The following is a 26,286-nucleotide window of genomic DNA, read 5'->3' as shown; positions in this document are numbered from 1 at the left end:
TGCGCCTAGGCGCAGGCGTCGCCGGTGCCGGCCGTGATGGCCTTGAGCATGACGGGATTCAAAATTTCAATTTCGCGGTTGCTCACCCGCAACCAACCTTCCTTCTTAAACTTCGACAACAGGCGGCTGATGCTTTCGATGGTCAGCCCCAGGTAGTTGCCGATCTCCTCGCGCGACATGCGCAACTGAAACTTCACCCCGGAATAGCCGCGCGCCTCGTAGCGCGAGGCCAGGTTGACGATGAAGGCGGCGAAGCGCTGGGTCGCCTGCATATTGCCCAGCAAGAGCATGACGCTTTGCTCGCGGGTGATTTCCTGGCTCATCATGCGGTGGAAATGCCGCAGCAGGGTCGGCATCTCGCCGAGCAGCTGTTCCAGGCTGGAAAACGGAATTTCGCACACATCGCTGTCTTCCAGCGCCACGGCGTTGCAATGGTGGCGGTCGGCGCTGATCGCGTCCATGCCCAGCAGTTCGCCGGCCATCTGGAAGCCGGTGATCTGCTCCTCGCCGCCCGGATTGATCTGGTAAGTCTTGAAATGGCCGAGGCGGATCGCGTACAGGTTGACGAAGGGGTCGCCGATGCGGAACAGCGTGGCGCCGCGCAGCACGCGGCGGCGCCGCCCGATGATCTGGTCCAGCTTGTCCATATCGCCCACATCCAGGCCCATCGGCAGACACAGTTGGTGCATGCTGCACGTGGAACAACGCGCGCGCAAGACTTCAACGGGAACGCGGGGCATGGATATGGGGGATAGTTCTGGAATCATGGTCGGATACCTGGTGGGGGAGGCTGCATAGGAGTTTACCGCATCCGGGCGTTACTGAGGGGCAATACCCCAGTAAACGACTCAGCGTCAAAACGCTTTGATTATATGGTAACGGCGGGAATTTAACATTCCTCCCCTCGAAACGGCGCGCCGGCCGGCCGCCGCGGCGGCGTCCTGAGCGCCGCGCTTGCTAAGAATCATTATTGATAGCACAATTCTTGGCAGTATGAATGCCGCAGGGGCATCGAAAAGGAAACCATGAAGCCTCTCGGCATTAAAGCGAAAGTCGCCCTGGCCACCAGCGTCACGTCCATCGTCATGATCGCGCTGGTGACGGTGGCGCAGATGCAGCGCATGCAGGACGACTTCACCCGCGTGCTGCTGACGCAACAGACGGAGCTGGTGAACCGCACCGCCGACGAACTCGACGACCGGCTTGAAACGCTGCTCAACATCATCAGCACGACGGCCAGGCAGCAGCCGCTGGAGCTGATGGCCTCGCCCGGCAAGCTGCGCGCCTACTACGAGACGCGGGCGATCCAGGCGCTGTTCGACGACGTGCTGCTGCTCGACGCCCGCGGCCAGATCCTCGTCGACGTGCCGCCCATGCCTGGGCGGGTCGGCAAGAACGCCTCGGACCGGGACTTCTTCGCCACCGTGATGCGCACGCGCAAGGCCTACATCAGCGAGCCGGTGATGGGCAAGAGCAGCCGGCAACCGATCGTGCAGATCGTCGCGCCCGTGTTCGACGGGCGCGGCGAGGTGGCCGGCATCGTCGTCGGCGTGCTGCGCCTGTACAAGAACAATGTGCTGGGCCGGCTGCGCACGGCCAAGGTCGGCAAGAGCGGCTACTATTTCGCGCTGACGCGCGGCCCCGAGCCGCGCTACGTGCTGCACCCGGACCCGGCCCGGCTGCTGCAGCCGCGCGGGCAGCACGCCAACCCGACGACGACGCGCATGTTGCGCGACGGCGACGAGGGCTCCGTCGTCAGCGTCAACAGCCAGGGCGTGCGCGCCATCAACAGCTTCAAATCGCTGCGCAGCGTCGACTGGATGCTGGCCGCCTCGCTGCCGCTGCGCGACGCCTTCGAACCCATAGACGGCGTGCTGTACCGCCTGGCCGCCTGGGGCGCCTTCGCCTCGCTGTTGGCGGCCTGCGTGGTCGGCTGGCTGACGGTGCGCCTGCTGTCGCCGCTGGTGCGCCTGCGCGACGCCATCTTCGCCCTGCGCGCCGACGCCACCCGCTTCGCGCCGATCCCCCTGACCCATCACGACGAGATCGGCGAGCTGACGACCGCCTTCAACGGCCTGATGCACGAGCGCCTGGCGGCCGACGCGCGCCTGCAAAGCCTGATCGAATTCGCGCCGAACGCCATGCTCGTCATCGGCGCCAGCGGCCAGGTGGAAACCTTCAACCGCCAGGCCGAGCGCTGCTTCGGCTACCGCCACGACGAGGTCGTCGGCAATATGGTGGAAATGCTGCTGCCGCCGCGCTACCGCGGCATCCACGCCCGCGACCGCAACGGCTTCTTTGAAACCAAGCTCAGCGCCGAGCCGCGGCTGATGGGGCGCGGCCAGGTGCTGTGGGGCATGCGCCGCGACGGCAGCGAGTTCCCCGTCGAGATCAGCGTCAGCGCCGTCGCCACCGACCAGGGCACCAAGGTGCTCTCCGTCATCACCGACATCACCGAGCGCCACCGCCTGCAGAGGGAAGTGCAGGCCCGCGCCGCCGAGCTGGAGGACGAGCGCGACCGCGCCGAGGCGGCCAACCGGGCGAAAGGCGATTTCGTCGCCAACATGAGCCACGAAATCCGCACGCCGCTCAACGCCGTGCTCGGCATGGTCTACCTGCTCGGCAACACCACGCTGACCGGCGAGCAGCGCAAATACCTGACGATGGTGCGGGTGTCGGGGCAGTCGCTGCTGGGCATCCTCAACGACGTGCTCGACTACTCGAAGATCGAGGCGCGCCGCATGCAACTGGCACCCGTCGAATTCAATCTCGACGAGGTGATGAACACGCTGGCGACGACGATGACGATGAACGCCGGCGACAAGGAGCTCGAGCTGGCCATCGGCGTCGAGGCCGATGTGCCGCGGCGCCTGCGCGGCGACGCGTTGCGGCTGCAGCAAATCCTCGTCAACCTGGCCGGCAACGCCATCAAGTTCACGCCGGCCGGCGAGGTCGTCGTCGGCGTCAGCGTGGCCGGCCACAGCGAGGCCGGCGCGCTGCTGCGCTTCGAGGTGCGCGACACCGGCATCGGCATGAGCGCGGCCCAGCAGGCGCAACTGTTCACCGCCTTTTCGCAGGGCGACGAAAGCATCACGCGGCGCTTCGGCGGCACCGGCCTGGGCCTGGCCATCAGCAAGCACCTGATCCGCATGATGGGCGGCGAGATCGCCATCGCCAGCGAGGAGGGCGGCGGCAGCACCTTCTGGTTCGAGCTGCCGTTCGAGGTGCTGCGCGAGCAGCCCGACGAGCGCCGCAGGCCGGCGCTGGGGCAGTTGCGCCTGCTGGTGGCCGACGACAACCGCACCAGCCGCGAACTGATCGCCAAGCTGATCCACGCCTGGGGCTGGGAAGTCGACGCCGTCGACTCGGGCGCGGCCGCGCTGGAGCTGTACCGGCGCCGTCAGGCCGGGCAGGCGCCCTACGACGTCGTGCTGGCCGACTGGCACATGCCCGGCATGAACGGCCTGGCCACGGCGAAGGCCATCCGCGCGGCGGCCCGCGGCCGCAAGCAGCCTGTCGTCGTCATGGTCAACGCCTTCGCGCGCGACCGCCTGGAAGAGATTTCCAGCGCCACGGAGGCGGACGCCGTGCTGATGAAACCGATCACCGGATCGAGCCTGTTCGACGCGCTGCACCAGGCGCTGACGGCGCAGGAGGGCGGCGACGAGCACGCCATCCCCGGCCCGAACCTGAGCGGCCACCTGAGCGGCGTGCACTTCCTGCTGGTCGAGGACAACCTGCTGAACCAGGCCGTGGCGCGCGGCATCCTCGAACACATGGGCGCGACGCTGGACGTCGTCGGCGACGGCCTGCAAGCCGTCGAGCGCCTGCGCGTCGAGGCGCAGCGCTACGACATCGTGCTGATGGACATGCAGATGCCGGTGATGGACGGCTTCAGCGCGACCCACATGATACGCACGGAGCTGCGCCTGACGCTGCCGGTGATCGCCATGACGGCGGGCGTGCTGGCGTCCGAGCGCGAGCGCTGCATCAGCGCCGGCATCAGCGACTTCATCGCCAAGCCCGTGGTGGTCGAAGAAATGCTCGCCGTGATCGAGCGCCACCTGCCGCCGCGCCGCGCGGCGGCCCTGGGCCTGGAGCCGGACGAGCAGGTCTTCTCGATGGCGCCGCTGATGCGCGTGATGGGGCGCGACGCCAAAGGCCGCGCCATCCTGCGCAAGATGGTCGGCGAAACGCTGGGCAACGGCATGGCGCCGCTGCAGGGCGCCGAGGCGGCCGTGCGCGAGGGGCGCCACGACGACGCCGGCCGCATGCTGCACAGCATGCGCGGCGCCGTCGGCACGCTCGGCACCAAGCGCCTGGTGGTCGCCTCGCTCAACGTCGAGCGCGCCATCGCCGAGCGGCGCGACGCCGAGATCGCCGCGCTGTTCGCGCACGCCAGCGCCGAAATGGAGCTGGTGCTGGCGCACGCGCGCGTCTGGCTGGACGGCCTGCCCGAATAGGCCGCCGGGCTAGGCCGGCACGCCGAGAATCACGCTGGACGCCTTGAAGATGGCGCTGGCCTCGGCGCCGACCTGCAGCGCCAGCTCGCTGCGGCTCTCGTTGGTGATGACGGCGACGATGGTGGCGCCGCCCGGCAAGTCCAGCACGATCTCGGTGTTCACGGCGCCCGTCTGCATCCGCGCCACGCGGCCGGCCATCTGATTGCGCGCCGAAAAGCGCGCGCCCGCCGTATCCGTGACGATAATAATCGACGACGCCTTAATCAGCGCAAACGCCTCGGCGCCGACGCCCAGACCAAGGCCCTCGGTGCTCTCGCGCGTGACGATGGCGACGATTTTCTGCCCGCCGGGCAGCGCCAGCTCGATCTCGTCGTTGACGGCGCCCTGCTTGACGCGCGCCACCCGCCCCATGAACTGGTTGCGCGCCGTCGTCTTCAAGGCCATGCGGCGTATCAGCAGCAAATCGTCGGCGATGCCCTCGGCCTGGCGCCCCAGCTGTCCGACATAGCGCTGATGCTCGCGCTCGATGATCTTGAAATTTTCCACCAGCTGCGCGCCGCGCCGCGTCAGGCGCGTGCCGCCGCCGCCCTTGCCGCCGGCCAGGCGCTCGACCAGCGCCACGCCGGCCAGATTGTTCATCGCGTCGATCGCGTCCCAGGCCGCCTTGTAACTCATCTTCACCGCCTTCGCCGCCTGCGTGATCGAACCGCACTGCGCGATCGCGGCGAGCAGCTCGACGCGTCCGGCGCCGCCCAGGTTCTCGCCGCCGACCGTCATCCAGACCGAACCCTGCAGTTCGATCGCCTTCTCGTCCACCTTCTCGTCCGCCGCCATTTAACCCGCCTTTTCCATACTGTCGATTTGCCCGTCGCGCAGATACAGCACATGTTCGCCGAGTATCCTGGCGTCGTCCGGGTCGTGCGTAATCAGGACCATCGGCACGCCCAGACGGCGCTGCAACTGGTCCAGCTCAAGGCGCATTGTGACACGCAGCGCCGGATCGAGGGCCGCGAAGGGCTCGTCGAGCAGCAGCGCGGCCGGCTCCGCCACCAGCGCCCTGGCCAGCGCCGTGCGCTGGCGCTGCCCGCCGGACAGCTCCTCGGGAAACTGCTGTGCCAGCTCGCGCAAGCCGAAGCTGTCGAGCCAATAATCGACCTTGTCGTGGCGCTCGCCGCGGCGCGGATTGAACCAGCCGCGCGCCAGCCCGAAGCCGATATTCTGGCGCACCGTCAAATGCGGAAACAGCGCGTAATCCTGGAACAGATAGGCGACGCGGCGCGCCTGCGGCGCCAGGTTGACGCCGGCCGCCGAGTCGAACAGCGTGCGGCCGTTCAGGCGGATGTGCCCGCGCTCCGGCGTGACCAGGCCGGCGATGGCCTTCAGGGTCAGGCTCTTGCCGGCGCCGGAAGGCCCGTAAATGACGATACGCTGGCTGTCGGAGGCGCACTGCACCCGCAGCGCAAAGCTGCGTTTGCCGGAGCGCAAAGTGGTACTGATATCGAGTTCTAATTGCATGGCCCTGAGCATCCTAGTGTCTGGCGATGCGGCCGGGCGCCAGGCGTCCCGCCGCCAGCAGCACGACCACGCACACCACCGAGGTAATCAGCACCAGCATGTTCGCCGACTCGTCCTGGCCCGCCTGCACCGCCTCGTAGACGGCCACCGACAGCGTCTGCGTCTTGCCGGGAATGCTGCCGGCCACCATCAGCGTCGCGCCGAACTCGCCGAGCGCGCGCACGAAGCCCAGCAGCACGCCGGCGAGGATGCCGCGCCAGGCCAGCGGCAGCGTGACGCGGAAAAAGACGCCGGCGGCGCCAATGCCCAGCACCCGCGCGGCCTGTTCCAGCTGGCCGTCGACGGCCTCGAAGGCGGCCCGCGCCGGCTTGAACACGAGCGGAAAGGCGACGATGGTGGAGGCGATGACGGCGCCCTGCCACGTGAAGATCAGGTTAACGCCGAAATGGCTTTGCAGCCATTCGCCGAGCCAGCCGCGCCGGCCCAGCAGCACCAGCAGATAGTAGCCGAGCACCGTGGGCGGCATGACCATCGGCAGGGTCAGCAGGGCATCGAGCAAATCGCGGCCGGGGAAGCGGCCGCGCGCCAGCAGGAAGCCGGTGCCGATGCCGAGCAACAAATTCAGTGCGGTGGCCCAGGCCGCCACTTTCAGCGACAGGGTCAGCGCCGTCCAGGCAATATCCATGCGTCAATAATACCCTGCTCAAGGCTTCAAGAAACCGTACTTGCCCAAAATCGCCTGCGCCGGCGCCGACAGCATGAAGTCGACGAAGCGCTTCGCCTCGGCCGCGTTGGCGCCGGCCTTGACGCTGGCGATGGGGTAGCTGACGGCGACGTCCAGCGGCACCTCGAAGGCGACCTTGACCTTGTCCTTCATCAGCGCCGCGTCCGTGTTGTAGACGAAACCGGCGTCCACCTCGCCGCGCGCCACATAGTCGAGCGACTGGCGCACGTTCTGCGTCGTGATCGCCTTCGGCTGCACCTGCGCCCACAACTTCGCGCCCTCCAGCGCGTGCTGGGCGTAGCGGCCGACGGGCACGCTGGCCGGATTGCTGATCGCCACGCGGGTGATGGCCGCCTGGCCCAGGTCGTCGAGACGTTTCACGTGGAACTTGCTATCGCTGGGCACGATCACGACGAGGCTGTTGCGCACGAAGTCGCGGCGCTCGGCCGGCGCAACCAGGCCCTGCTTCTGCGCCATGTCCATCGTTTCCTGGTCGGCCGACGCGAACACGTCGACGGGGGCACCTTTGACGATCTGCTGCAGCAGCACCCCGGAGGCGGCGAAATTGAGCGACACCTTGCTGCCGGGATACTGCGCCTCGTACAACTGGGCCGTCTCCTTGAAGGCGTTGGTCAGGCTGGACGCGGCCGACACCAGCAGTTCGCCGGCGCCGGCGGAGGCGGCGCTGGCGGCCAGCAAGACCGTGCTGAGGAGTTTGACCAGGGTGGTGGGGCGCATAGTGTGATCCATAGCATGTTGAGGAATCTCGCAATATACACGGATATATAGCGCATGGCATCACGCCAAGTCAAAAACTGCCGCATATGCGTACCGCATTTGCGCGCCGCCCCGGGCTCAGCCGGGCTCCTGGGGCGGCAGTTGGCCCCAGCTGTTTTCGTACACCAGCTCGCTCAGGGCGCGGCGCTTGTCCCAGCCCTCCGTTTCCAGCATCGGCGCCGGGTAGAACTCGGCGACCGGGCCGATGCACAGGATGGCGATCGGCTTGCTGCCCTCGGGCATGCCGCACAGCTCGCGCACACGCTCCGGCTCGAAAATCGACACCCAGCCGAGGCCGATGCCTTCGGCGCGCGCCGCCAACCACATGTTCTGGATCGCGCAAGAGGCCGACGCCAAATCCATTTCCGGCATCGTACGGCGGCCGAACACATAGTGCTCGCGCTGGTCGACGAGGCCGACGACGAGCAGCTCGGCGCAGCTCAGAATGCCCTCGACCTTGAGCCGCATGAAATCCTCGGCGCGCTGGCCCAGCGCGGCCGCCGTCGCGATGCGCTCCTCCTCGACGTGGGCGTGGATGCGCTCGCGCAGCGCGCGCGCGCCGACGCGCACGAAACGCCAAGGCTGCATGAAGCCGACGCTGGGCGCCATGTGGGCGGCGGCGATCAGCCGCTCAAGCTGCCCCGGCGCCATCGCCTCGGCGCTGAAGTGGCGCATGTCGCGGCGTTCGCGGATGGCGCGGTACACGGCGGCGATTTCCGCGGGTGTGAACTGGTTCGGCGTCATGCTGGACCTTTTGGCGTGGGGAGGAAGGCTGACCTCGCCATTATATGTTGCCTTTTGGGCCAAAACGCAAAACCCCCGTCGCGTGGCAGCGCGACGGGGGCCGGATAGGGCGGGCTGCGGGCGCTTAGCCGGCGGCTTTGACTTTCAAGTCATTCTTGACTTCCTTGACGCCGGCCACGGAGGCGACCAGTTGCACGACGCGGTCGCCCGCCTCGGCGCTAGGCACTTCGCCCGACAGCAGGACGACGCCTTTCTTGACGCTGACGCTCACCGGCAGCGCGGCCAGTTGCGGGTCGGCGCCCAGGGCCGCCTTGGCCGAGCTGGTGATGGCTTCATCCGTCACGGCGGCGTTGGCCGCGAGCTGGGTCGACTGGGCAGGGGCGGCTGGCGTGGCCGCTTCCGCTGCATAAGATGCACTCATCGATGCACCCGACAGCAGCGCGATGGCGACGAGGGAGTTCAGCAGTTTCGATTTTTGCATGGTCATGGTAGATCCTCTCTTTAGTGGTTGAAGCAACACTGTTTGAAGCGTCACACGAGGACATACAGCAAGCGCCGTGCCAGCTCTAAAAACCGCCATGTAATCAAGGACTTGGCTTTTCAGCCCCGCAACAGCCGGGGCCGCGCGGGCGGATTTCCCCGCCGCCTGTCGCCTGGCGGCGACAACATCCGCCCGCATATCGCCAAGTCCTTGATTTTCCAGCCCTTATTTCTGTCGCTCGGCGGCGACAGCGTCGCCGTCGGCCCTGAACAGGCTGGGCGTCAACTGGTATTTTTGCAGCAGCCTGTAAAACTCCGTGCGGTTGCGTTCGGCCAGCCGCGCCGCGTCGGCGACGTTGCCGTCGGTCAGGCGCAGCAGTTGCACCAGGTAGTCGCGCTCGAAGCGCTGCTTGGCCTCGTTGTAGCTGAGCGCCTCCAGCGACGGCACGCGCAGCGCCCGCTGCACCAGCGACAGCGGCAGCAGCGGCGCCGTCGCCAGCGCGCACACCTGCTCGACGACATTGAACAACTGCCGCACATTGCCCGGCCACGGCGCGCCCACCAGCGCCGTCAGCGCCTCCGGCGCGAAGCCGTTCAGGCGCTTCTGGTACTTGGCGGCCAGCAGTTGCAGGAAATGCTTCGCCAGCAGCGCGATGTCCTCGCGCCGCTCGGCCAGCGTTGGCAGCGACAGCGTGACGACGTTGAGGCGGTAATACAGGTCTTCGCGGAACTGGCCCTGCTGCATGGCCGCGTCGAGGTCGCGGTGGGTCGCCGACAGCAGGCGCACGTCGACCGGCTTGACGTCGTTGGCGCCGACCTGGCGCACGGCGCGCTCCTGCAGCACGCGCAACAGCTTGACCTGCAGCGGCAGCGGCATGTCGCCGATTTCGTCGAGGAACAGCGTGCCGCCGTCGGCCGCCTGGAACAGGCCCTCGCGGCTGGCGACGGCGCCCGTGAACGCGCCCTTGACGTGGCCGAACAGCTCGGACTCCAGCAATTGCTCGGGGATGGCGCCGCAATTGACGGCGATGAAGGGCGCCTTGGCGCGCGGGCTGGCGTTGTGCAGCGCCCGCGCCAGCAATTCCTTGCCGGTGCCGCTGGCGCCGCGGATCAGGATGCTGGCGTCGGAGGCGGCCACCAGCTTCGCCTCGGCCAGCAATTCCGCCATCTGCGCGCTGCGGCTGATCAGGCCGGCGCGCCAGCGCTCGTCGCTGGCCGCCGGCGCGGCCGCGTTGGCGCCCAGGTTGACGGCGTGGGCGACCTTGTCGAGCAGCAGCTTGCCGTCGAAGGGCTTGGTCAGATAGGCGAAGGCGCCGCGCGCGGTGGCCTCGACGGCGTCCGGTATCGTGCCGTGCGCCGTCAGCAAAATCACCGGCAGCGCGGCGTGCTGGCGGCGGATGTCGTCGAACAGCGCCAGGCCGTCGCGGCCCGGCAGGCGCACGTCGCTGATGACGAGGTTGGGCAGCTCCACCGCCAGCCGCGCCAGCGCCGCCTCGGCGCTGGCCACGGCCGTCACCCGGTAGTTGCCGGCGTTCAGGCGGATCGTCAGCAGGCGCAGCAAATCGGGGTCGTCGTCGACCAGCAGCACGTGGGCCTGGCCTGGCATGGCGGCGCTCATTTCGCCGCCGGCGCCGGCCGCACCGACAGCGTGCGCTCGATGTTCTTCAGCGCCTCCAGCTTGTCGTTGAGCTGTTCGTTGCGGCGCTGGCCCTCGCGCAGCTGCTGGCCCAGCCTGTCGGCGGCCTCGTCCTGGCGGCGCGCGTCGGCGTAGCCGGCGGCGAGGAACTGCGCCAGCGGCTTGAGCACCTGCTCGTCGGGAACCGCCGACTGGGCCACGGCGTCCAGCAGGGCCTGGGCGCGGCCCAGGTCGCCGGCGCCGCGCTGCGCCGCCAGCAGCATGGCGCGGCGCAGCGCCGCCCGGGCGTCGTGGGCGTCGTGGGCGTTGGCCTCGGCCAGCGCCTTGCCCAGCTCGGCCGGCGTCAGCAGGCGCAGACCGGCCTGGTAGGCCAGCAGCTCGTTGACGGCGGCGGCCGGCGCCACCTGGGCGGGCGGCGCGCAGGTGGCGGCGGGGCGCGGCAGCGGCCGCGCGGCACAGGCCGACAGCAGCAGGACGCCGGCGCAGCTGATTAGTTTAAGCATCATAGGGAAGTTCGATCCGAAAATGGGCGCCCGTGGCGCTGGGTAAAAGAGCGACGCTGCCGTGGTGCGCGGCGACGTATTGGCGCACGATGGACAGGCCGATGCCGTTGCCGTTGCGGGCCCCGGCCGCCTGGCGCGCGCCCTGGTAAAAAGGCTCGAAGATGCGCTCGCCGTCCTGCGGCGCCACGCCCGGCCCCTCGTCGCTGCAGTCGATGCGCAGCGCCTCCGGCCCGGCCTCGACGGCGAAAACGATGGCGCCGCCCTCGGGGCTGAAGCGCACCGCGTTCGACAGCACATTGGCCAGCGCGGCGGACAGCTTGTCGGCGTCGGCCAGCGCGCTGACGGGCGCGCCGCGCACCTCGACGCGCAGGCGGCGCGCCTGGCACTGCAGGCGCTGGCCGTCGACGACGGCGCGCAACAGGGCCGGCACGTCGACGCTGGCGCGCTGCAAATGCTGGGCGTCGAAGGCGGCGGTGTTATAGCGCAGCAAATCCTCGATCTGCGTTTGCAGCGACGCCGCGTTGTGGCGCAGGATGCCGGCGATTTCCCGCTGGCCCGCCGTCAGCGGCCCGGCCACCTCGTCCTCCAGCAGCGCGACGCCCTCGCGCAGCGCAGCCAGCGGCGTTTTCAACTCGTGCGAAATATGCCGCAGGAAGCGCTCCTTGTCGGCGTCCAGGTCGGCCAGGCGCTGGCGCAGCCAGTCCAGCTGGCGCCCCAGGCGGCGCGTGTCGGCCGGGCCGCCGACGCTGATGGCCTGGTCGAGGCGGTTCGCGCCCAGCAGGCCGATGGCGCTTTCGATGCGCCGCAGGGGGCGCGACAGCACCAGGCCGAAACAGGCGGCCAGCAGCGCCGCCAGCGCGACGGCGCCGCCGACCAGGGCCGCCAGCAGGCGGCGCTGGCGTTCCAGCTCGCCGAGCAGGGCGTCGCCGCGGCGGCCGATTTCGCTCTTGCTGGCGCGCGCCAGGCTGTCGTTGAGCGCAGGCAGGCGCTCGAACGCCTTGTGCAGCGCCGGGTGGCCGGCCTGCTTGCGCCGCGGCGCCGTCTTCAGCACATCCCACGCCGCCTCGCCCTGCGCGCGCCACTCGGCCAGCAGGGCCGGCGGCAGGCCCGGCAGCGCGCCGCCCAGGGCCAGCAGGGCGGCGTTGGCGTCCTGCCAGGCGGCGACATAGCGCTCGCGGAACACCGGATCGTCGAGCACGAGGAATTGGCGGGCGCTGCGCTCCATCGCCAGCGTGCGCTCGGACAGGCGCTGCGACTGCTCGGTCAGCATCACGGCCTGGGCCGCGCTTTCGCGGCCCAGCCGGGCCAGCCGCTCCAGCGTCAGCAGCGCTTGCACGGAGGTGGCCGTGAGCACGCCGGCGATCAGGATGAAGGCGGCAAACAGCAGCTGGCGGAACGATAGTCTGGACAAAGTGGCAACCCAATGAGGAAGCCGCCCGGCGCAGGGCGGCGGCGCGGCGCGCCAGACCCGGCAGCGGCGCTGCGGGTCCGGGCGAGCTTACACCATTGCCCGGTTTTACGGCATTCAGTTGACGGCGCCGCCCAGTTGCGCCAGGTGGCCTTGCAGCGTCGCGGCCACTGCCCGCAGCAGCGCGTCGTCCGGCGTGTGCCGCTGCAGCACCAGTTGCGCCAGCCGCAGCGCCTTTTCCCAGTGGCCGTTGAGCCAGGCGTTGCTGATGCGCGCATACGCGTACCACTGCGTCAGCGGGGAAAAACCGATCAGGTTGTGCGCGCCGATGATGGTGTCGAAGGACGGGTCGGGGGTGCGCCACTGCGCGCCATACAGGGCTTCCAGCCAGCGCTGCGGCTGCTTCAAGCGCCACACGGGACCGGCCGGGCCGGCCACCTGCTCCAGTTCGACGGGGCCGGGGAAACGGGTCAGGCGCTGCAAGCCTATCGGCTGGCACTGCCGGATCCAGAAACCGCCCAGCAGATTGCTGCTGCCGCTTTCCTGCATCAGGCCGCACAAATCCAGCACGACGTCGACGCCCGGGTGGTGCAAGCTGCGCATATTATCGATGTTGAAAGCCAGCGCCGGACAGCGCCAGCCGTGCGCCCGCAAAATGTCCACCGCGCGCGGCAAGTCCTCGACCAGCAAGCCCAGGTCCAGATCCTTGTCGAAGGGCAGCAGGCGCTGCTCCCGCTCCAGCCCCAGCAGCGTGCCGGCGTGGGCGAAGGCGCGCACGCCGCCCGCCGCCAACTGGGCCAGCGCCTGCCACAGCAACTGCTCGATGCGCGGATCCTCGTACTTGTCCAGGCGGGCGCGCGGATTGTGGACGCGCGGCGCCACGCACAGGGCTTGCAGCGCCTCGCGCAGCACGGCGACCCCGGCCTCGACCTGGAACTGCTGCAACAGCGCGCCGCCGAGGAAAAACAACCAGTACGGCCGCAGCGCCGGATGCACCTCGGGCCGCGCCAGCAAATCCTGGCACAGCCCCTGCACGCCGGCGGCCCGGCCCAGTTCCAGCCCGGCCTGGCACCAGGCGCGCAACTGCTCGGCGTCCATGCCGGCGCCCTGGGCCAGGCGCTCGTTCAGCGCGGCGAACTGCGCCGCCTTTTCCGGGTTTTCCAGGGCGAGTCGTTCGGGGTCCGGCGCAATGGTGTGCAACATACAGGCTGTCCAATGTGGGTGGGGTCGTTTTCCACCGCACTATACACAGCTTTCTCAGGCGGCGCGGCCGGCCAGCCGGTAATCGCCCGGCAGCACCGCGAACACGGCGTGCGGCGAATCGGCCGCGGGCGCCTTAGCGCTCCGCCTTGTCGCCCTCGAAGCCGAGCAGCGTCGCGTTGGCCCAGTTCGCGCATGCCTTGCCGCGCGCGCCCGAGGTGCGCAGGCTCAGCACGGCGATGCCGCGCACGTCCAGCTCCGGCTTGACGACGGCCGGCGCCCGCAGCGCGCCGCTGTCGAACAGCAGCTTGCCGTCGCCGTACACCTGGAACTGCATGGCGCCGGCCTGGCCGCAGCTGTCGTCGACGCCGACGTCGGCGCGGAACAACTGCCAATCGCCCTTCAGGCGGTAGTCGATGCGGCTGCCGCCCGCCACGGCCAGGCCCTGGCGGAACTTCAGCCCGTTCATCTGCAGCGGCCGCGCCGGCGCGCCGGACAGGTAGAGCTGCTGCTTCGGCCGCTCCGGCGCCGACGCCTGCAGCACGCGGAACTCGGAAATCGTGATCGGATTCACCGGCGTCGGCGCGAAGGCGTTGAACGCCTTCGGCGCGGCCGCGCCGGCGCTCGACGCCGTCACCATCGGGTCCTGCACCGTCGGATCCTCGGCCTGCTCCTGCGTGCTGAGCACGCGGAAGCGCAGCAGGCTGCCGGGGCGCGCTGGGAACTCGACCTTCTGCATGTCCTGCCGCAGCGCCAGCCGGCCCGTGAACACGGGCTTGCCCCATTCGCCGTTGCGCTCGCCCAAATACAGCTCGAAGTCGCGCACCTGGCCGCTCTTCCAGTGCTTGTCGTCGCGCGGGGCGATCTCGAAGCCGGCGACCATGCGCCGCTCGCCCAGCGCCAGCACGAATTCGTGCGGCCCGGTCTTCTGCGACTGGTCGCGCACGGTGCGGAACCAGGTGCCCGGCTTGCCGTCGAAGGCGTTCTCCAGCTTGTGGCCGGGCTCCTCGGCGGGACGGCCCAGCACGACGATGCTGTCGGCCGCCACCGCGTTGCCCAGCGCCGGCGCGCTGCCAAACTCCGGCGTGGCGGCCAGCGCGGCGCCGGCGTCGATCGCCAGCGTGATCCGGTAAGCCTGGCGCACCGCCACGCTGGCCGTCTTCACGTGGACCAGGCCGTACCTGTCGGCGGCGTCGTAGAACCAGCCGGCGCCGGCCTGCTCGAAGGCGGCCAGCGTGGCCAGCTCGGGCAGCGCCTGGCCCTGCAAGGTGACGGCGGACGGGCGCGCGCGCGTGTGCACCTGCAAGCGGTAGACGCGCCGCTCCTCCAGCCCGGCGTAGTCGCCGGCCACGGCGCCGATCTCGACGCCGATGTCGCCGGCCTTGCCCTCGGGCGCGGCGACGGCGAAGGTCTGCGTGCTGAAGCTGCCCTGCCGGTACTGGCGCGTTTCGCCGTCGTCCTCGTACAGCGTGAAGGCCGCCGCGCCGTGCGGATAGATGTCGAGCGTCAGCACGTCCTTCGCCACCTGGCCGTCGTACAGCGCGGCCGGGTACATCGGGATGATGGCGCCGGCGCGCACCAGCACCGGCAGCTTGTCGAGCGTGACCGGATAGTCGACCAGCCGGCCGGCGGCGCCGGCGTCGAGCACGCGGCCGTCCCAGTAGTCGATCCAGCTGCCCTGCGGCAGGTAGACGTTCTTGCGCCAGCCGCCGCTGGCCGCCTGGCTGCGGTAGACCGGCGCGACGAGGAAGTCGCGGCCGAGGAAGAACTGGTATTTGTGCGCCTCGCCGTTGGCGTGCGGGTCGCGCGGATGGTCCCACATCAGGCCGCGCACTATCGGCGCGCCGCTCTGCTCGGCCTGGCGCGCGTAGGTGTACATATACGGCGTCAGGCGCATCTTCAGCTTCAGGTAGTCGCGGTTGATCGAGCGGTAGGGCTCGTCGAACCACCACGGATGCTTGCGCTCGGACTTCGACCAGCCGGACATGCCCATCAGCACCGGCGTGAACGCCTTCCACTGCAGGTCGCGCGTGTAGGTTTCCGGGCTGCCGCCGAAGATGCCGTCGACGTCGCCGGTGGCGTAGGCCTGGCCCGACAGGCCCGAGCCGATCAGGGTCGGGATGTGCCAGCGGATGTAATCCCAGCTGCCGGACTGGTCGCCGGTCCACGTGACGGCGTAGCGCTGCATGCCGGCCCAGCCCATGACGGTCCAGAGGAAGGGGCGGGCGTCGGAATTGGCCAGGATGCCGTTGGCGGCGTCGCTGTTCGCGTCGAGCGCGAACTGGTAGCCCTTGCCGGTCCAGGCGACGTCGAGCTTCTGCGCGCGCGTGCCGGCGCTGCCCACCTCCCACTTGATCTTCTCGACGCCGTTCTCGGTCCACAGGCCGGTGCGGAAGCCGTACTTTTTCAGGCCGGCGACGACCTTCGGCAAATCCGTATAGCCGCAGCCGTAGCCGTCGTTGGGCAGAATCCAGCCGCCCGGCATGTCGTGCTCGCGGTACTTGGCGGCCACCGATTCGATCACGTCCGGCGTCGTGCCGGTGGGGCCGTCGCTCCAGCCGGCCGGCACCGTGCCGGGCTTCTTGACGTTGTCGCCGTCGTTGTAGCAGTCGGCGTCGCCGTACTCGTAGGCCCAGCGCGGCAGCAGCGCGGCGCGCCCCGTCAGCGCCGTATAGGCGGCCAGCACGTCGGCGATGCCGTCGCCGGCAAAATAGTAGGCGTCGAAGCGGTGCTCGCGGTGGCTGGCGCTCAGGTAGTCGTTCGAGCGGAAATCGTAGCTGCCGTTGCTCCAGGTGTTGCGCAGCACGCCGTAGCCCTTGCTGCTCATGTAGAACGGCGCCGGATTCGGCCGGTCGCCTTCCTCCCAGCCGCCCGAATACGACACCTCCAGCGCCTTGCCCTTGAAGTCGAAGGCGCCGTTCTGCTGGCCGCCGCCGAAGAAGTGCTCGTCGGCGCCGGCCGACAGCGTCTGGAAGCTGTTGTCGGCGCCCAGTTCCAGCGGCTGGGTTTCCTGCCACAGCAGCGTGGCGTTGTCGGCCTTGTAGAGCGCGAAGCGCAGCGGCTTTTTATAGATGCGCAGCGCCAGCCCCTCGCCCCGCAGCAAGTGGTGGTCGGCCAGCTCGCTCACGCGCAGCGGCAGCGGCGCGGCGGCGGACCGGAGCACGATGGGCGCAGCCTTGTCGCCGGCCTCGCCGAACTTGCCGCCGGGGCCGGCCTGGATGCGCAGCACACCCGGCGCCGGCATGCCGACGCGCAGGGCCACGCCCCTGTCGGTGCGCAGCTCGAAGCCGCCCTCGTGGGGGCCGATGCGGCTCAGATTGCCGACGGGCGCGGCGGCGGCGGCCGCGCACAACAGGGCCGCGGCGGCGGCGATGACGGTGCTGCGAAAAACAGGGGGCATGGAAGTCCTCGGGCTGGGGCCGGCGCGGATTGCGCATTTTGCATGTTGGACAGAATGTACACAAAGGGAAGGGCTTTTGCCAGCGGCAACGATGCTGCGCTGCAATCAGGCCGGCGGCCGCCTGCGCCGGCTCCGGCTCAGCGGAAGGCGGGCGCCGACAGCGCCGGCCACTGCTCGGCCCAGCAGCAACTGTGGTCGAAGCCCGGCACCACCTGCAGGTGCGGGCGGCGGGCGGCGGGAAAGCGCGCCGCGTAGGCGGCGGCGATGCCGGCGCCGACGTTGCCGTCGCTGGCGCCGATGAAATGCCACTGCGGGATGTGCTGCAGGGCGGCCCAGTCGTCGGCCGCGTTCAGCGAACCGGCCAGCGGCGGCACGCCATGCAGCGCCGTCCAGGCCGCGTGGTCGAGATTGCCCGCCACCGTCACCAGGCGCGCGACGTCGCTGCGCCGCGCCGCCACCAGCGCGGCGACGGCGCCGCCGCCCGAATAGCCGACCAGCACCAGTTGCGTGGCGCCGTAGCGGCGCTTCAGCGCATCGATGGCCTGGCTACTGGCGGCCACCACCTGCGGCGCGAAACGCCGCCCTGTCCAGTAGGCCACGTCGCAACCGCGGCGCGCCTCGGCGTCGACGTACTGGCAGGGCCGCGCCAGGTAGGCGGCCGGCCCTTGGCCGTGGCGCAAGGCCAGTTCCAGCGCCAGCGGCCGGCGCGGCGTCGGGTCGTCGGATGCGCGCGCGCGGCTCAGCCAGGCCAGGCCGTCGCCCTCGATATAGACGGTCAGCGTCGGGCCGGCGGCGGCGGCCGGGCCGTAGGCGGCGAGGACGAAATCGTCGGCCGGCAGCGTCAGCCGCTGCCAGCCGGCGGCGGCGGCCAGGCTGTCGGCGTGCTCGCGGCGCGTGTCGGGCGCCGGCGCGGCGCAGGCGGCCAGCAGGCAGGCGAGCGGGAGGAGGGCGGTGTGGGCGTGCATGTGCCCGATTGTAAGCCGCCGCGCGCGCCATGGAAAATGAAACATTGGCGCGGCTTTTTTTCGCCGCCCCGGCCCGCCATCGCTTACCATCGTGGCGCCGACACACTCTCCAAGGGAAGCCGCCATGCCCGCCACCGCCACCGCGCCGCCAGCCGGCGCCACAGCCGCCCGCGCCCTCGCCGTCGGCGTGTTCGACCTGTTCCACGTCGGCCACCTGCGCTACCTGCAATTCATCCGCGCCCGCTGCGCCACCCTCGTCGTCGCCGTCACGCGCGACGCCACGGTGCTCGACAAGAAGGGCCGCGCGCCCGTCGTGCCCCAGGACGAGCGCATCGAGATCGTGCGCGGCCTCGGCTGGGTCGACGAGGCCCTGCTGCAGCCCTGCAGCCTGGACGACAGCGCCGCCGCCGCCGACTGGATCGCCGCGCTGGGCGTCGACCACGTGTTCATCGGCGACGACTGGCGCGGCAGCGCGCGTTTGGCGCGGCTGCAGCCGGCGCTGGCGGCGCGCGGCATCGGGCTCGGTTTTACGCCGCGCGCGGCGCAGGTGTCGAGCAGCGCGCTGCGCGAACGCATCCTGGCCCGCGCCGGCAATCCGGGCCGGGAGGGCGGCTAGAAAGCGCGCGGCCGGCAGACTCGGCTGTTGCCTCATTACAACAAAATAGCGAATACTAAATGCTACCATTGCCACGTATATTTACCGCAAGAATACGACCGATAGTAGACCTTTAGTCAAACTTTTCATTTGGATAATATGAAAACCATGAATCGCTCCCACCGTCCCCGTTCCCAGCGCCTTGGCGGCGCCAGCATGTTTAACCAGGACGCGTCGGCAAGCATGCCGCCGTCGGCGCGCAAGGCAATGGCCAGCGCCGTGCTGATGGCGCTGGGCGCGATGGTGGCGGCGCCGGCCCTCGCCGTGCCGGTGAGCTGCCCGGCGATCTACATGAGCAACAACACGATTTCCACTGCGCAAACCACCACCTGCTATTTATATTCGGGCAGCAGCCTCGACGTCACTTTGCCAGATGGCATGCTGACCGTCGCCGGCGGCCCCGGCGTGGTCATCGCCGGCGTCGCGCCTTTCTCCACCTACATCAATAACGCCGGCAGCATCACCAGCGCCGGCGCCACGGGCGCCGCCAGCACCGTCGGCGGCGAGGGCATCGGCATCACGAATGCGAGTGGCAAGCTGTCCGCCGGCATCACCAACAGCGGCACGATCAGGGGAACGGGCGGCGCCGGCGGCCAGTCGATGACGCCGGGCATGCCGCCAGGCCCGGGCGCCGGCGGCGCCGGCTTCGGCTTCAAATTCTCGGCCTTCCAGATGCAAAACGTCGCCAACAGCGGCACCATCGAGGGCATAGGCGGCGCCGGCCAGATGGGCACCGCCGTCCCCGCCAGTGGCGGCGGCGCCGGCAACGGCATCAGCGTTGCCGGCACCAGCACCATCGCCTCGATTGCCAACGCCAGCGGCGGCCTGATACGCGGCAGCGGCGGCAGCGGCGGCAACGGCATGATGATGGGGTCCGGCGCCGGCGGCGCCGGCAGCGGCGTCGGCATCGTCGACAGTAGCGTCACCACCATTTCCAACGCCGCCGGCGCGACCATCCAGGGCACGGGCGGCAACGGCGGCACGGGCATGATGGGAAGTAGCGTCGGCGGCGTCGGCAGCGGCCTGAACATCTCCGGCAGCACGATCGGCAGTATCAGCAATGCCGGCACCATTTCCGGCACCGGCGGCAGCCAGAGCGTCAGCTTCGGCTTGCCAAGCAGCCAGGCCGCCGGCTATGGCATCAAGCTCGTCAACAGCACCGTCGGCAGCATCCTCAACGAGGGCACGCTGTCGGGCACCGTCGCCCTCGACATCGGCAGCGGCGGCATCGTCACCAACGGCGTCACCAACACGGGCACGATCAACGGCGCCGTCAACCTGAACCAAGCCCAGTTGAACCTGAACGGCAGCGCCGGCAGCGTCAGCGGCGCCGTCGCCGGCGCGGCCGCCTCGGCCGTCGTCGTCAACGGCAGCTTCACCTCGGCCAACACCTTTAACGTCGGCAGCTTCAGCATCGCCAACGGCGGCGTGTTCAACATGGGCCACGCCGTGACCACTGTCAACGGCTTCAGCAACGCCGGCACGCTGGCCGTGGCGGCCGGCACGACGGCGGCCATTACCGGCAACTATACGCAAAGCGCGAACGGCGTCTTTGAAACCAGGTTGAGCGGCGCCGACACCTACGGCAAGCTGACGGTCAGCGGCATTGCGGACTTCTCGGCTAGCAACAATATTAAGGTCAACGTAATCGGCGCTCCCGTGCTGATCGCCGGCACCAGCGTGCAGCCGGGCGTCATCAGCGCCGGCACGCTGACGGCGCCGAACGGCTTTGCCGTCAGCGACAACAGCCTGCTGTTCGACTTCATCGCGGCCAAGAACGGCAACGCCGTCGATTTGTGCGTCGCCGTCGCCGGCGCCAGCACCTGCGCCGCCCCGACGCCGACTCCAACGCCTACGCCGACACCAACGCCGACGCCAACGCCGACACCTACGCCAACGCCAACGCCGACACCAACGCCTACGCCTACGCCTACGCCTACGCCGACTCCGACTCCGACTCCGACTCCGACGCCTACGCCAACTCCGACGCCAGCACCAACCGTCGTCAGCAGCGTCACCAGCGCGCAAAATAATCCCGGCCTGGGCGCCGCCCGCGTCTTCGACAGCCTGATCAGCCTGGGCCAGGCCGCGCCGGAAGCGATGAAGCCCGTCATCACCGCCCTCGGCCAGCTCAGCACCGAGCAAGCCGTCTCCGACGCCGTCAAGCAAACCCTGCCGCTGATGGCCGCCGGCATGACCGACATCAATTCCGCCGCCCTGCACGCGACCAACCGCGTGATCCAGTCGCGCCAGGAAGCGAACAAGGGCTTGTCCTCCGGCGACGGCTTCGTCAGCGACCGCCAGGGCTGGATCAAGACGGTCGGCTCCTGGGCCAAGCAGGACGACAACAACGCCGTGGCCGGCTACAAGGCCGACACCTACGGCATCGTCGCCGGCGCCGACGGCGTCGCCTCCGACAAGGTCCGCGTCGGTCTGGCCTTCTCCTACATGCACAGCAAAATCGACGGCAACTCCGCCGTCGCCATGCAGCACGCCAAGGTCGACGGCTACCGCGTCATCGCCTACGGCAGCTACAACCTCGACCCGCGCACCGACCTGAGCTTCCAGGCCGACATCGGCAGCGGCAGCAACGAGGGCCGGCGCGCCATCAGCTTCGGCGGCCTGAGCACGGTCGCCACGGCCAACTACCACAGCTGGAACGCCCACATCGGCGCCGGCCTGGGCCGCAGCTTCGACGTCGCCGCCGGCACCACCTTCACGCCGTCGCTGCGCGCCGACTACACGCAGATACGCGACCGGGCTTACACGGAAACGGGCGCCGGCGCCCTCAGCCTGGCCGTGGCCGCCAACACGACGAAGGAATTGATCCTGTCCGTCGACGGCAAGCTGAGCCACGCGCTGAGCGAGCACACGACGCTCACCGCCAACCTCGGCGCCGGCTACGACACCTTGTCCAAGGACGCGGCCATCACCGCCGCCTACGTCGGCGGCGGCGCCCAGTTCAGCACCGTCGGCCTGCGGCCGTCGGCCTGGCTGGCGCGCGCCGGTTTCGGCCTGATCCACGTCAACAGCAAGGCGATGGAAATCAGCGCCCGCTACGATGCCGAGGGCCACAAGGGCTTCATCAACCACACGGCCTCGGTCAAGCTCAGAATGCCGTTCTAAGCTTGTCCCAGCCGTTGAAAAAGGCGCTTCGGCGCCTTTTTTTCGTCGTCGCGGCCCGCCATCCGGTACTATCATGACGCTGACAAATTACACCAAGGAACAACCGGCAATGCCCCCAGCCTTTCCCGCACCACATCCGCATACCGCACAGCCCCAAGGAGCGGCATGAGCGACGTCACCGCGGGAATCAACGGATTCGGCCGCTTCGGCCTGCACCTGCTGCGCGCCTGGCTCGACCGGCCCGACGCGCCGCGCCTTGCCGCGATCAACGACGATTACCACGACCTCGACGCGGCGCTGCGCATCCTGGCCGGCGACGCCAAGGTGTCGTTCGCCGACTGCGCCATCGGCGCCGACGGCGACACGCTGGTAATCCACAAACGCGGCCAGGCGCCGTGGCGCATCGCCTACAGCCACGGCCCGGCGCGGCAGGCGCCGTGGCGCGGCCAGACCGACTGGTGGCTGGAATGTTCGGGCGCGCACCCCACGGCGCAGCAATGCCGCGAGCTGCTGGGCGGACGCACGCGCCGCGCGCTGCTGTCGGCCACCTGCGACGACGCCGACCAGACGCTGGTGTTCGGCTACAACGAGGCCACGGCGGACCCCGCCGCCGAAATCATTTCCTACGGCTCCTGCACGGTCAACGCCTTCGTGCCGCTGGCGCACTGGCTGCACGGCCGCTACGGCGTCGGCGACGCCTCCGTCAGCGTCATCCACAACGTCGCGCCGGCGCGCCTGGCCACGCTGCACCAGCCGGAACGGCGCACCTGCACGCTGGAGCGCATGGGGCCGCGCCTGCTGCCCTTCCTGGCGCCGCAGCGCTTCTTCGTCGACTACGTGCTGATTCCGTACACGGGCGTGTCGCTGATCGATTTCCGCTTCCGCCTGAACGCCCCCGGGGCCGAGGCGGACCTGCTGGACGCGCTGGACGCGGCCTGCCGGGGCGGCGAACTGGCCGGCCTGTACCGGCTGGCCGCGCGCGACGACGGCCCGCAGGCGTGGCAGCTGAGTCCGGAGTCGGCGGTGCTGCTGCGTTCGCGCGCGCGCCTGGCCGGCGACACCTTGTCGCTGCCAGCCTACTTCGACAATGAAAACTCGGCCGTGCGCTATCTCGACCTACTGACGGCGCTGGTGCGGCGCCGGGATTGACACGGCCGCCCGCACATAGTCGTCGCGGCCGACGAAGCCGTCCGGCGCGCTGCCCACCGCATACGCGGGCGCGTCTTGTAGCAACGCGCCACGGCCCTCAAGACGCCATGTAGATCAATTCCCAGACGTGCCCATCCAGGTCCTGGAAGCCGTGGCCGTACATGAAGCCAAGGTCTTGCACCGGCTTGAAAGTACTGCCGCCGGCCGCGACGGCCTTGGCGACGGTGGCGTCGATGGCGGCCCGGCTTTCCGACGACAGGCACACCAGCACCTCGTTGCCAGTGCCGGTGTCGCAAATGCCCTTCGGCGCGAAGGTCTTGAACTTGGCCTCGGTCAACAACATGACGAAAATATCGTCGCTGACGATCATGCAGGTCGCCGTCTCGTCGGTGAACTGGGGATTGAAGGTGAAGCCCAGCGCCGTGAAAAACGTCACCGAACGGCCAAGATCCTTGACCGGCAGATTAACGAAGATTTTGCTTGCCATATATACGTGTCCTGTTCAGAAATTGCGTGGATGGGAGCGTCGTGACGCGCATAAATTCTATATCACCAACAAGCTCAGAAATATAACTTTTTGCCGGACGCCGCTGCTACCATAGGCGCTAAGCAACATCAACACCAGGAAACCATATGCAAAAAAACAGCATCATTGCCGCGCTGGCCGGCGCCGCGCTCTCGCTCAGCGCGGGCGCCCAGTCCGGGCCGGCGACGCCGGAATCGCCGTATGCCGTCGAGGCTTGCCGGTCCGGCTGTTTCACGCTGAAGGAACGCGGCGCGTCGATTTACTACGGCGCCACGTCCAGCTCCTACCGGGTGTGCGCGCGCGGCGCCTTCGCCGCCGAAATCACCGTCGACGGCAATATCGTCAGGCTGGCGAACCGCGATTGCGGCGACGTCAACGGCAAGCTCATCACCCTCAGCACCGGCGAAGTGGTGGTCGGACGCCTGCCCAACTAAGGCCGGCGCGGCCTCAGGACGCCAGCGCCGGCTGCGCCGGCCGCGTGTCCGCGGCGGCAATGACGACGCAGGCGACGAACAGCACGACGCTGTATTCGACGCCGCCGGTGCCATGCTCGCCGACGAACCAGCCTTGCGCGGCGTGGATCAGGACTATGCCGCCGCCGCTGATGGCCATGAAGCCGGCGGCCACCCATTTGCGGGCTTTCCCCATGATCAGCAAGGCGCCGCCCAGCAACTCAAACGCGGTGATGGCCCAGACTATGGCCAGGCCGAAGACGAAACCCTTGTCGTTCATGAAGCCGGCGAAGCGCGGGATGGTGCCGTTGGCGATGCGCACGCCGGCATGGGCCATGAACATGATCGCGATGGCGATCCTGAGCAACAGCATGGCGTGGGGGAAGCTGATAAATGGGAAATTTTTCATGCGGCATGCCTCTATTCAAAGTGAAATGAATGCTGCTCCTCGCCGTCCCCGTACGGGCAAAACGGCAACCGCCAGTTAAGCAAAACATTTTATTATTAGCAAGCTTTTTACCGTCACTTGTTGCTTATTGGATAAATTTACGCGCAAATGCCGCTGGCGCCGCCCACGCGCGGTTTGCCCCCCGAAACATGCAGTTCATCGTAATCCGGCAAATAAAGCCGGGCCGCTCATTAAAATGGGAACATTATTTTTCCGGGTGGATGCGGCGCGCCAGCCGCCCTGTTTTTTCCGCCCCCGCACCGACCGGAGATCATCCATGCGCCTAATCCTCAGCCTCGCCGTCCTGCTCGCCGCCACCGGCTGCGCGTCGCTGCCCGGCTTATCCGGCGGCCCGGCCATCCACGGCAACGGCCAGCGCGCGCAAGACGTGCGCGCCGTTGCCAGCCTGAGCGCCTTGAAGGTCAACAACCTGGGCGTGGCGCTGCAAGTCGACGTGCAGGTCGGCCCGCAACCGTCGCTGCGCGTCGAGGCGGACGGCAATCTGCTGGCGCTGATACACACCGAAGCCCGCGGCGACACGCTGCACGTCTGGACCGACCGGCCCATCCAGGGCGGCGGCACGATACACCTGAGCTACACGACGCCGCAACTGCACAATATCGTCGCGGCCGGCGCCGGCCAGATCAACGTTGCCGGCCTGGACGGCGGCGCCCTCGAAGTCGTCAACTGGGGCACGCTCGGCGTCAAGCTGGCCGGCAAGGTCAACTGGCTGGGCGTGCGCGTGGACGGGTCCGGCCGCGTCGACGCGACGCAATTGACAAGCGGCACGACGACGATAGGCATGAATGGCGCCGGCGACGTGGACCTGGGGCAGGTGCGCGGCAGCAAACTCAGCATGTCGATGAACGGGGCCGGGAAGATGCGCGCGCGCGGCGCCGTGGACGTGCTGGAAGCGCGCGCCAACGGCGCCGGCGCCATCGACACGGCGGCGCTGCAATGCACCACGGCCGAGCTGTCGGCCGATGGCGGCAGCCACATCAGCGCGACCGTGTCGCAGGCGGTGGTGGCGCGCGCCAACGGCGCCTCGGGCGTCACCGTGCGCGGCAACCCCGCCATGCGCACGCTCAGCGGCACGCACATCCAGTTTGTCGACTAGGCCGATAAAAACACCGCACAAACTGACGACGCAGCTTCCCATACTTTCCCCGCCTGGCAAATAGATTGCATCAGGCGCGGGCGCGCACTCGCCCGCCCTTCTTCAGCAGCGTCGATCCAGGCTCCACGGCAGAGCCGAAACGGGTCCGCCGATACGGCCATTCCAACACCCGTTCCCCTTGCTTCATGACATTTTCGTGACAAACGGCAGTTTTATGCTGTTTTTACGGTCTAAAAATACACAGGCTTTCAATCGCGCCGTCTATTTTTCAAAACCGGATGGGCGCTCGACATTTCCCTTCGCCCACATGCAGAAAAATGATACCAACTAGCCGGCCAGACAAAACAACCATTTCTCCACCCATTATTTGCGCGCGCATATTTGTGTCGCCCACATGCATTCACTCCAGCCATGTGCGAAGCCAGGGCATGGCGGCATATTCAAATTTCAAAAATTAACAATCAATAGGGATCGCAAACATGACTGGAATCTTCGGCCCGGACACCTTCACGGTAAAATCGAAGGGCGACAAAGATATTGACGCAAAATATCTAAAGGACAATGACGGCAACTACGTTATCAATCCCAGCACCAAGAAGCCGTATATCGTTCCAGCCGATTATGATGCGAACTCTATTGTGAAGGAATACAGGCAAATTGCCCAACACGCCAGACTCGCGGGTGCCGCTGAAATGGGGGTGATCCTGCGGACCTTGTATGACAATTTTCACACGGACTTTCCAGGCAGCCCCCACGACTTGCAACGCAGCTATAACGGCTATCGCGCGACCAGCAAGGGCGATTTCGTGCCGGACTTTACCGCCGCGGCCAGTTTTAGCTACGGACTCGCCATCGCCTCCGCAGGGCTGACCGAGCTAGAAATGATGCTGGGCGGCGGATTTCAAAACATCATATCCAAAGCAAATAACTGGAAGGTCAACGTTGCTGGCGTCTTTTTCAACGCCGAGGCGAATGTCCCGCATTTAAAAGCGGGCTTC

The 26,286-nt window shown here is 68.3% G+C and carries 21 protein-coding genes; 6 read left to right on the top strand and 15 right to left on the bottom strand.

The genetic code is table 11. From position 1 onward, the window contains the following. Positions 1–5: 5 nt before the first annotated feature. On the bottom strand, positions 6–767 hold the full coding sequence (fnr, locus tag OIK44_RS09830) for a fumarate/nitrate reduction transcriptional regulator Fnr (protein ID WP_273670564.1): 762 nt from the start codon (positions 765–767) through the stop codon (positions 6–8). 258 nt (positions 768–1,025) lie between these two features. Between fnr and OIK44_RS09825 the strand changes: the two genes are divergently transcribed. Continuing rightward, a complete protein-coding gene (locus tag OIK44_RS09825; RefSeq protein WP_273670563.1) occupies positions 1,026–4,463 on the top strand; it encodes a response regulator in 3,438 nt (1,145 codons plus the stop codon). A gap of 9 nt (positions 4,464–4,472) precedes the next feature. On the opposite strand, the gene OIK44_RS09820 is transcribed toward OIK44_RS09825, so the two are convergent. The 12 genes from OIK44_RS09820 to OIK44_RS09765 form a co-directional block, all read right to left on the bottom strand. Continuing rightward, on the bottom strand, positions 4,473–5,297 hold the full coding sequence (locus OIK44_RS09820) for a TOBE domain-containing protein (protein WP_273670562.1): 825 nt from the start codon (positions 5,295–5,297) through the stop codon (positions 4,473–4,475). After that, positions 5,298–5,978, bottom strand: coding sequence for an ABC transporter ATP-binding protein (locus OIK44_RS09815; protein WP_273670561.1), 681 nt, complete (start codon positions 5,976–5,978; stop codon positions 5,298–5,300). A 13-nt stretch (positions 5,979–5,991) separates the two neighbouring features. After that, positions 5,992–6,663: a molybdate ABC transporter permease subunit gene (modB, locus tag OIK44_RS09810; RefSeq protein ID WP_273670560.1), complete on the bottom strand. Its 672-nt coding sequence runs from the start codon at positions 6,661–6,663 to the stop codon at positions 5,992–5,994. Positions 6,664–6,681: 18 nt separating this feature from the next. Beyond that, the gene (modA, locus tag OIK44_RS09805; protein ID WP_273670559.1) at positions 6,682–7,440 is read right to left on the bottom strand and encodes a molybdate ABC transporter substrate-binding protein; all 759 of its coding nucleotides are present in this window, start codon (positions 7,438–7,440) and stop codon (positions 6,682–6,684) included. Positions 7,441–7,557: 117 nt separating this feature from the next. Further along, positions 7,558–8,223: a 5,6-dimethylbenzimidazole synthase gene (gene bluB / locus OIK44_RS09800; RefSeq protein ID WP_273670558.1), complete on the bottom strand. Its 666-nt coding sequence runs from the start codon at positions 8,221–8,223 to the stop codon at positions 7,558–7,560. 124 nt (positions 8,224–8,347) lie between these two features. Next, complete coding sequence (locus tag OIK44_RS09795; protein WP_273670557.1) at positions 8,348–8,710, bottom strand: BON domain-containing protein; 363 nt, start codon at positions 8,708–8,710, stop codon at positions 8,348–8,350. Positions 8,711–8,929: 219 nt separating this feature from the next. Then, positions 8,930–10,321 (bottom strand): sigma 54-interacting transcriptional regulator, encoded by a 1,392-nt coding sequence (locus OIK44_RS09790; RefSeq protein WP_273670556.1) that lies wholly within the window; start codon positions 10,319–10,321, stop codon positions 8,930–8,932. After that, positions 10,318–10,845 carry a hypothetical protein gene (locus tag OIK44_RS09785; protein WP_273670555.1) on the bottom strand — a complete coding sequence of 176 codons (528 nt, stop codon included), beginning with the start codon at positions 10,843–10,845 and terminating at the stop codon, positions 10,318–10,320. The genes OIK44_RS09790 and OIK44_RS09785 overlap by 4 nt, the downstream gene beginning before the upstream one ends. After that, on the bottom strand, positions 10,835–12,253 hold the full coding sequence (locus OIK44_RS09780; protein WP_273670554.1) for a sensor histidine kinase: 1,419 nt from the start codon (positions 12,251–12,253) through the stop codon (positions 10,835–10,837). The genes OIK44_RS09785 and OIK44_RS09780 overlap by 11 nt, the downstream gene beginning before the upstream one ends. 114 nt (positions 12,254–12,367) lie before the next feature. Next, complete coding sequence (locus OIK44_RS09775) at positions 12,368–13,453, bottom strand: hypothetical protein (protein WP_273670553.1); 1,086 nt, start codon at positions 13,451–13,453, stop codon at positions 12,368–12,370. 133 nt (positions 13,454–13,586) lie between these two features. Beyond that, on the bottom strand, positions 13,587–16,850 hold the full coding sequence (locus OIK44_RS09770) for a TIM-barrel domain-containing protein (RefSeq protein ID WP_273670552.1): 3,264 nt from the start codon (positions 16,848–16,850) through the stop codon (positions 13,587–13,589). Positions 16,851–16,987: 137 nt separating this feature from the next. Then, positions 16,988–17,815: an alpha/beta fold hydrolase gene (locus tag OIK44_RS09765; RefSeq protein WP_273670551.1), complete on the bottom strand. Its 828-nt coding sequence runs from the start codon at positions 17,813–17,815 to the stop codon at positions 16,988–16,990. 124 nt (positions 17,816–17,939) lie between these two features. Between OIK44_RS09765 and OIK44_RS09760 the strand changes: the two genes are divergently transcribed. From OIK44_RS09760 to OIK44_RS09750, 3 genes are all read left to right on the top strand, one after another. Further along, positions 17,940–18,431, top strand: a complete 492-nt coding sequence (locus tag OIK44_RS09760) for an FAD synthase family protein (RefSeq protein ID WP_273670550.1) — start codon at positions 17,940–17,942, stop codon at positions 18,429–18,431. A gap of 147 nt (positions 18,432–18,578) precedes the next feature. Next, positions 18,579–21,596, top strand: a complete 3,018-nt coding sequence (locus OIK44_RS09755; protein WP_273670549.1) for an autotransporter outer membrane beta-barrel domain-containing protein — start codon at positions 18,579–18,581, stop codon at positions 21,594–21,596. Positions 21,597–21,761: 165 nt separating this feature from the next. Further along, positions 21,762–22,745: a glyceraldehyde 3-phosphate dehydrogenase NAD-binding domain-containing protein gene (locus OIK44_RS09750; RefSeq protein WP_273670548.1), complete on the top strand. Its 984-nt coding sequence runs from the start codon at positions 21,762–21,764 to the stop codon at positions 22,743–22,745. A 97-nt stretch (positions 22,746–22,842) separates the two neighbouring features. Here OIK44_RS09750 and OIK44_RS09745 read toward each other — a convergent pair whose 3' ends face one another. Then, a complete protein-coding gene (locus OIK44_RS09745; RefSeq protein WP_273670546.1) occupies positions 22,843–23,232 on the bottom strand; it encodes a VOC family protein in 390 nt (129 codons plus the stop codon). Between the two features lie 146 nt (positions 23,233–23,378). Here OIK44_RS09745 and OIK44_RS09740 point away from each other — a divergent pair, with 146 nt between their 5' ends. Beyond that, positions 23,379–23,705, top strand: a complete 327-nt coding sequence (locus tag OIK44_RS09740; protein WP_273670545.1) for a hypothetical protein — start codon at positions 23,379–23,381, stop codon at positions 23,703–23,705. Positions 23,706–23,718: 13 nt separating this feature from the next. On the opposite strand, the gene OIK44_RS09735 is transcribed toward OIK44_RS09740, so the two are convergent. Then, entirely contained in the window at positions 23,719–24,132 is a 414-nt protein-coding gene (locus OIK44_RS09735) for a DoxX family protein (RefSeq protein ID WP_273670544.1), read from the bottom strand. Positions 24,133–24,448: 316 nt separating this feature from the next. On the opposite strand from OIK44_RS09735, the gene OIK44_RS09730 reads away from it, so the two are divergent. Further along, a complete protein-coding gene (locus tag OIK44_RS09730) occupies positions 24,449–25,288 on the top strand; it encodes a GIN domain-containing protein (RefSeq protein WP_273670543.1) in 840 nt (279 codons plus the stop codon). The last annotated feature ends 998 nt before the right edge of the window (positions 25,289–26,286 follow it).

This window comes from Janthinobacterium fluminis, assembly GCF_028595325.1.
Lineage (GTDB): Bacteria > Pseudomonadota > Gammaproteobacteria > Burkholderiales > Burkholderiaceae_D > Janthinobacterium > Janthinobacterium fluminis.
The sequence above is the reverse complement of the archived record's forward strand: the minus strand, read 5'-3'. Positions and strand labels throughout refer to the sequence as shown.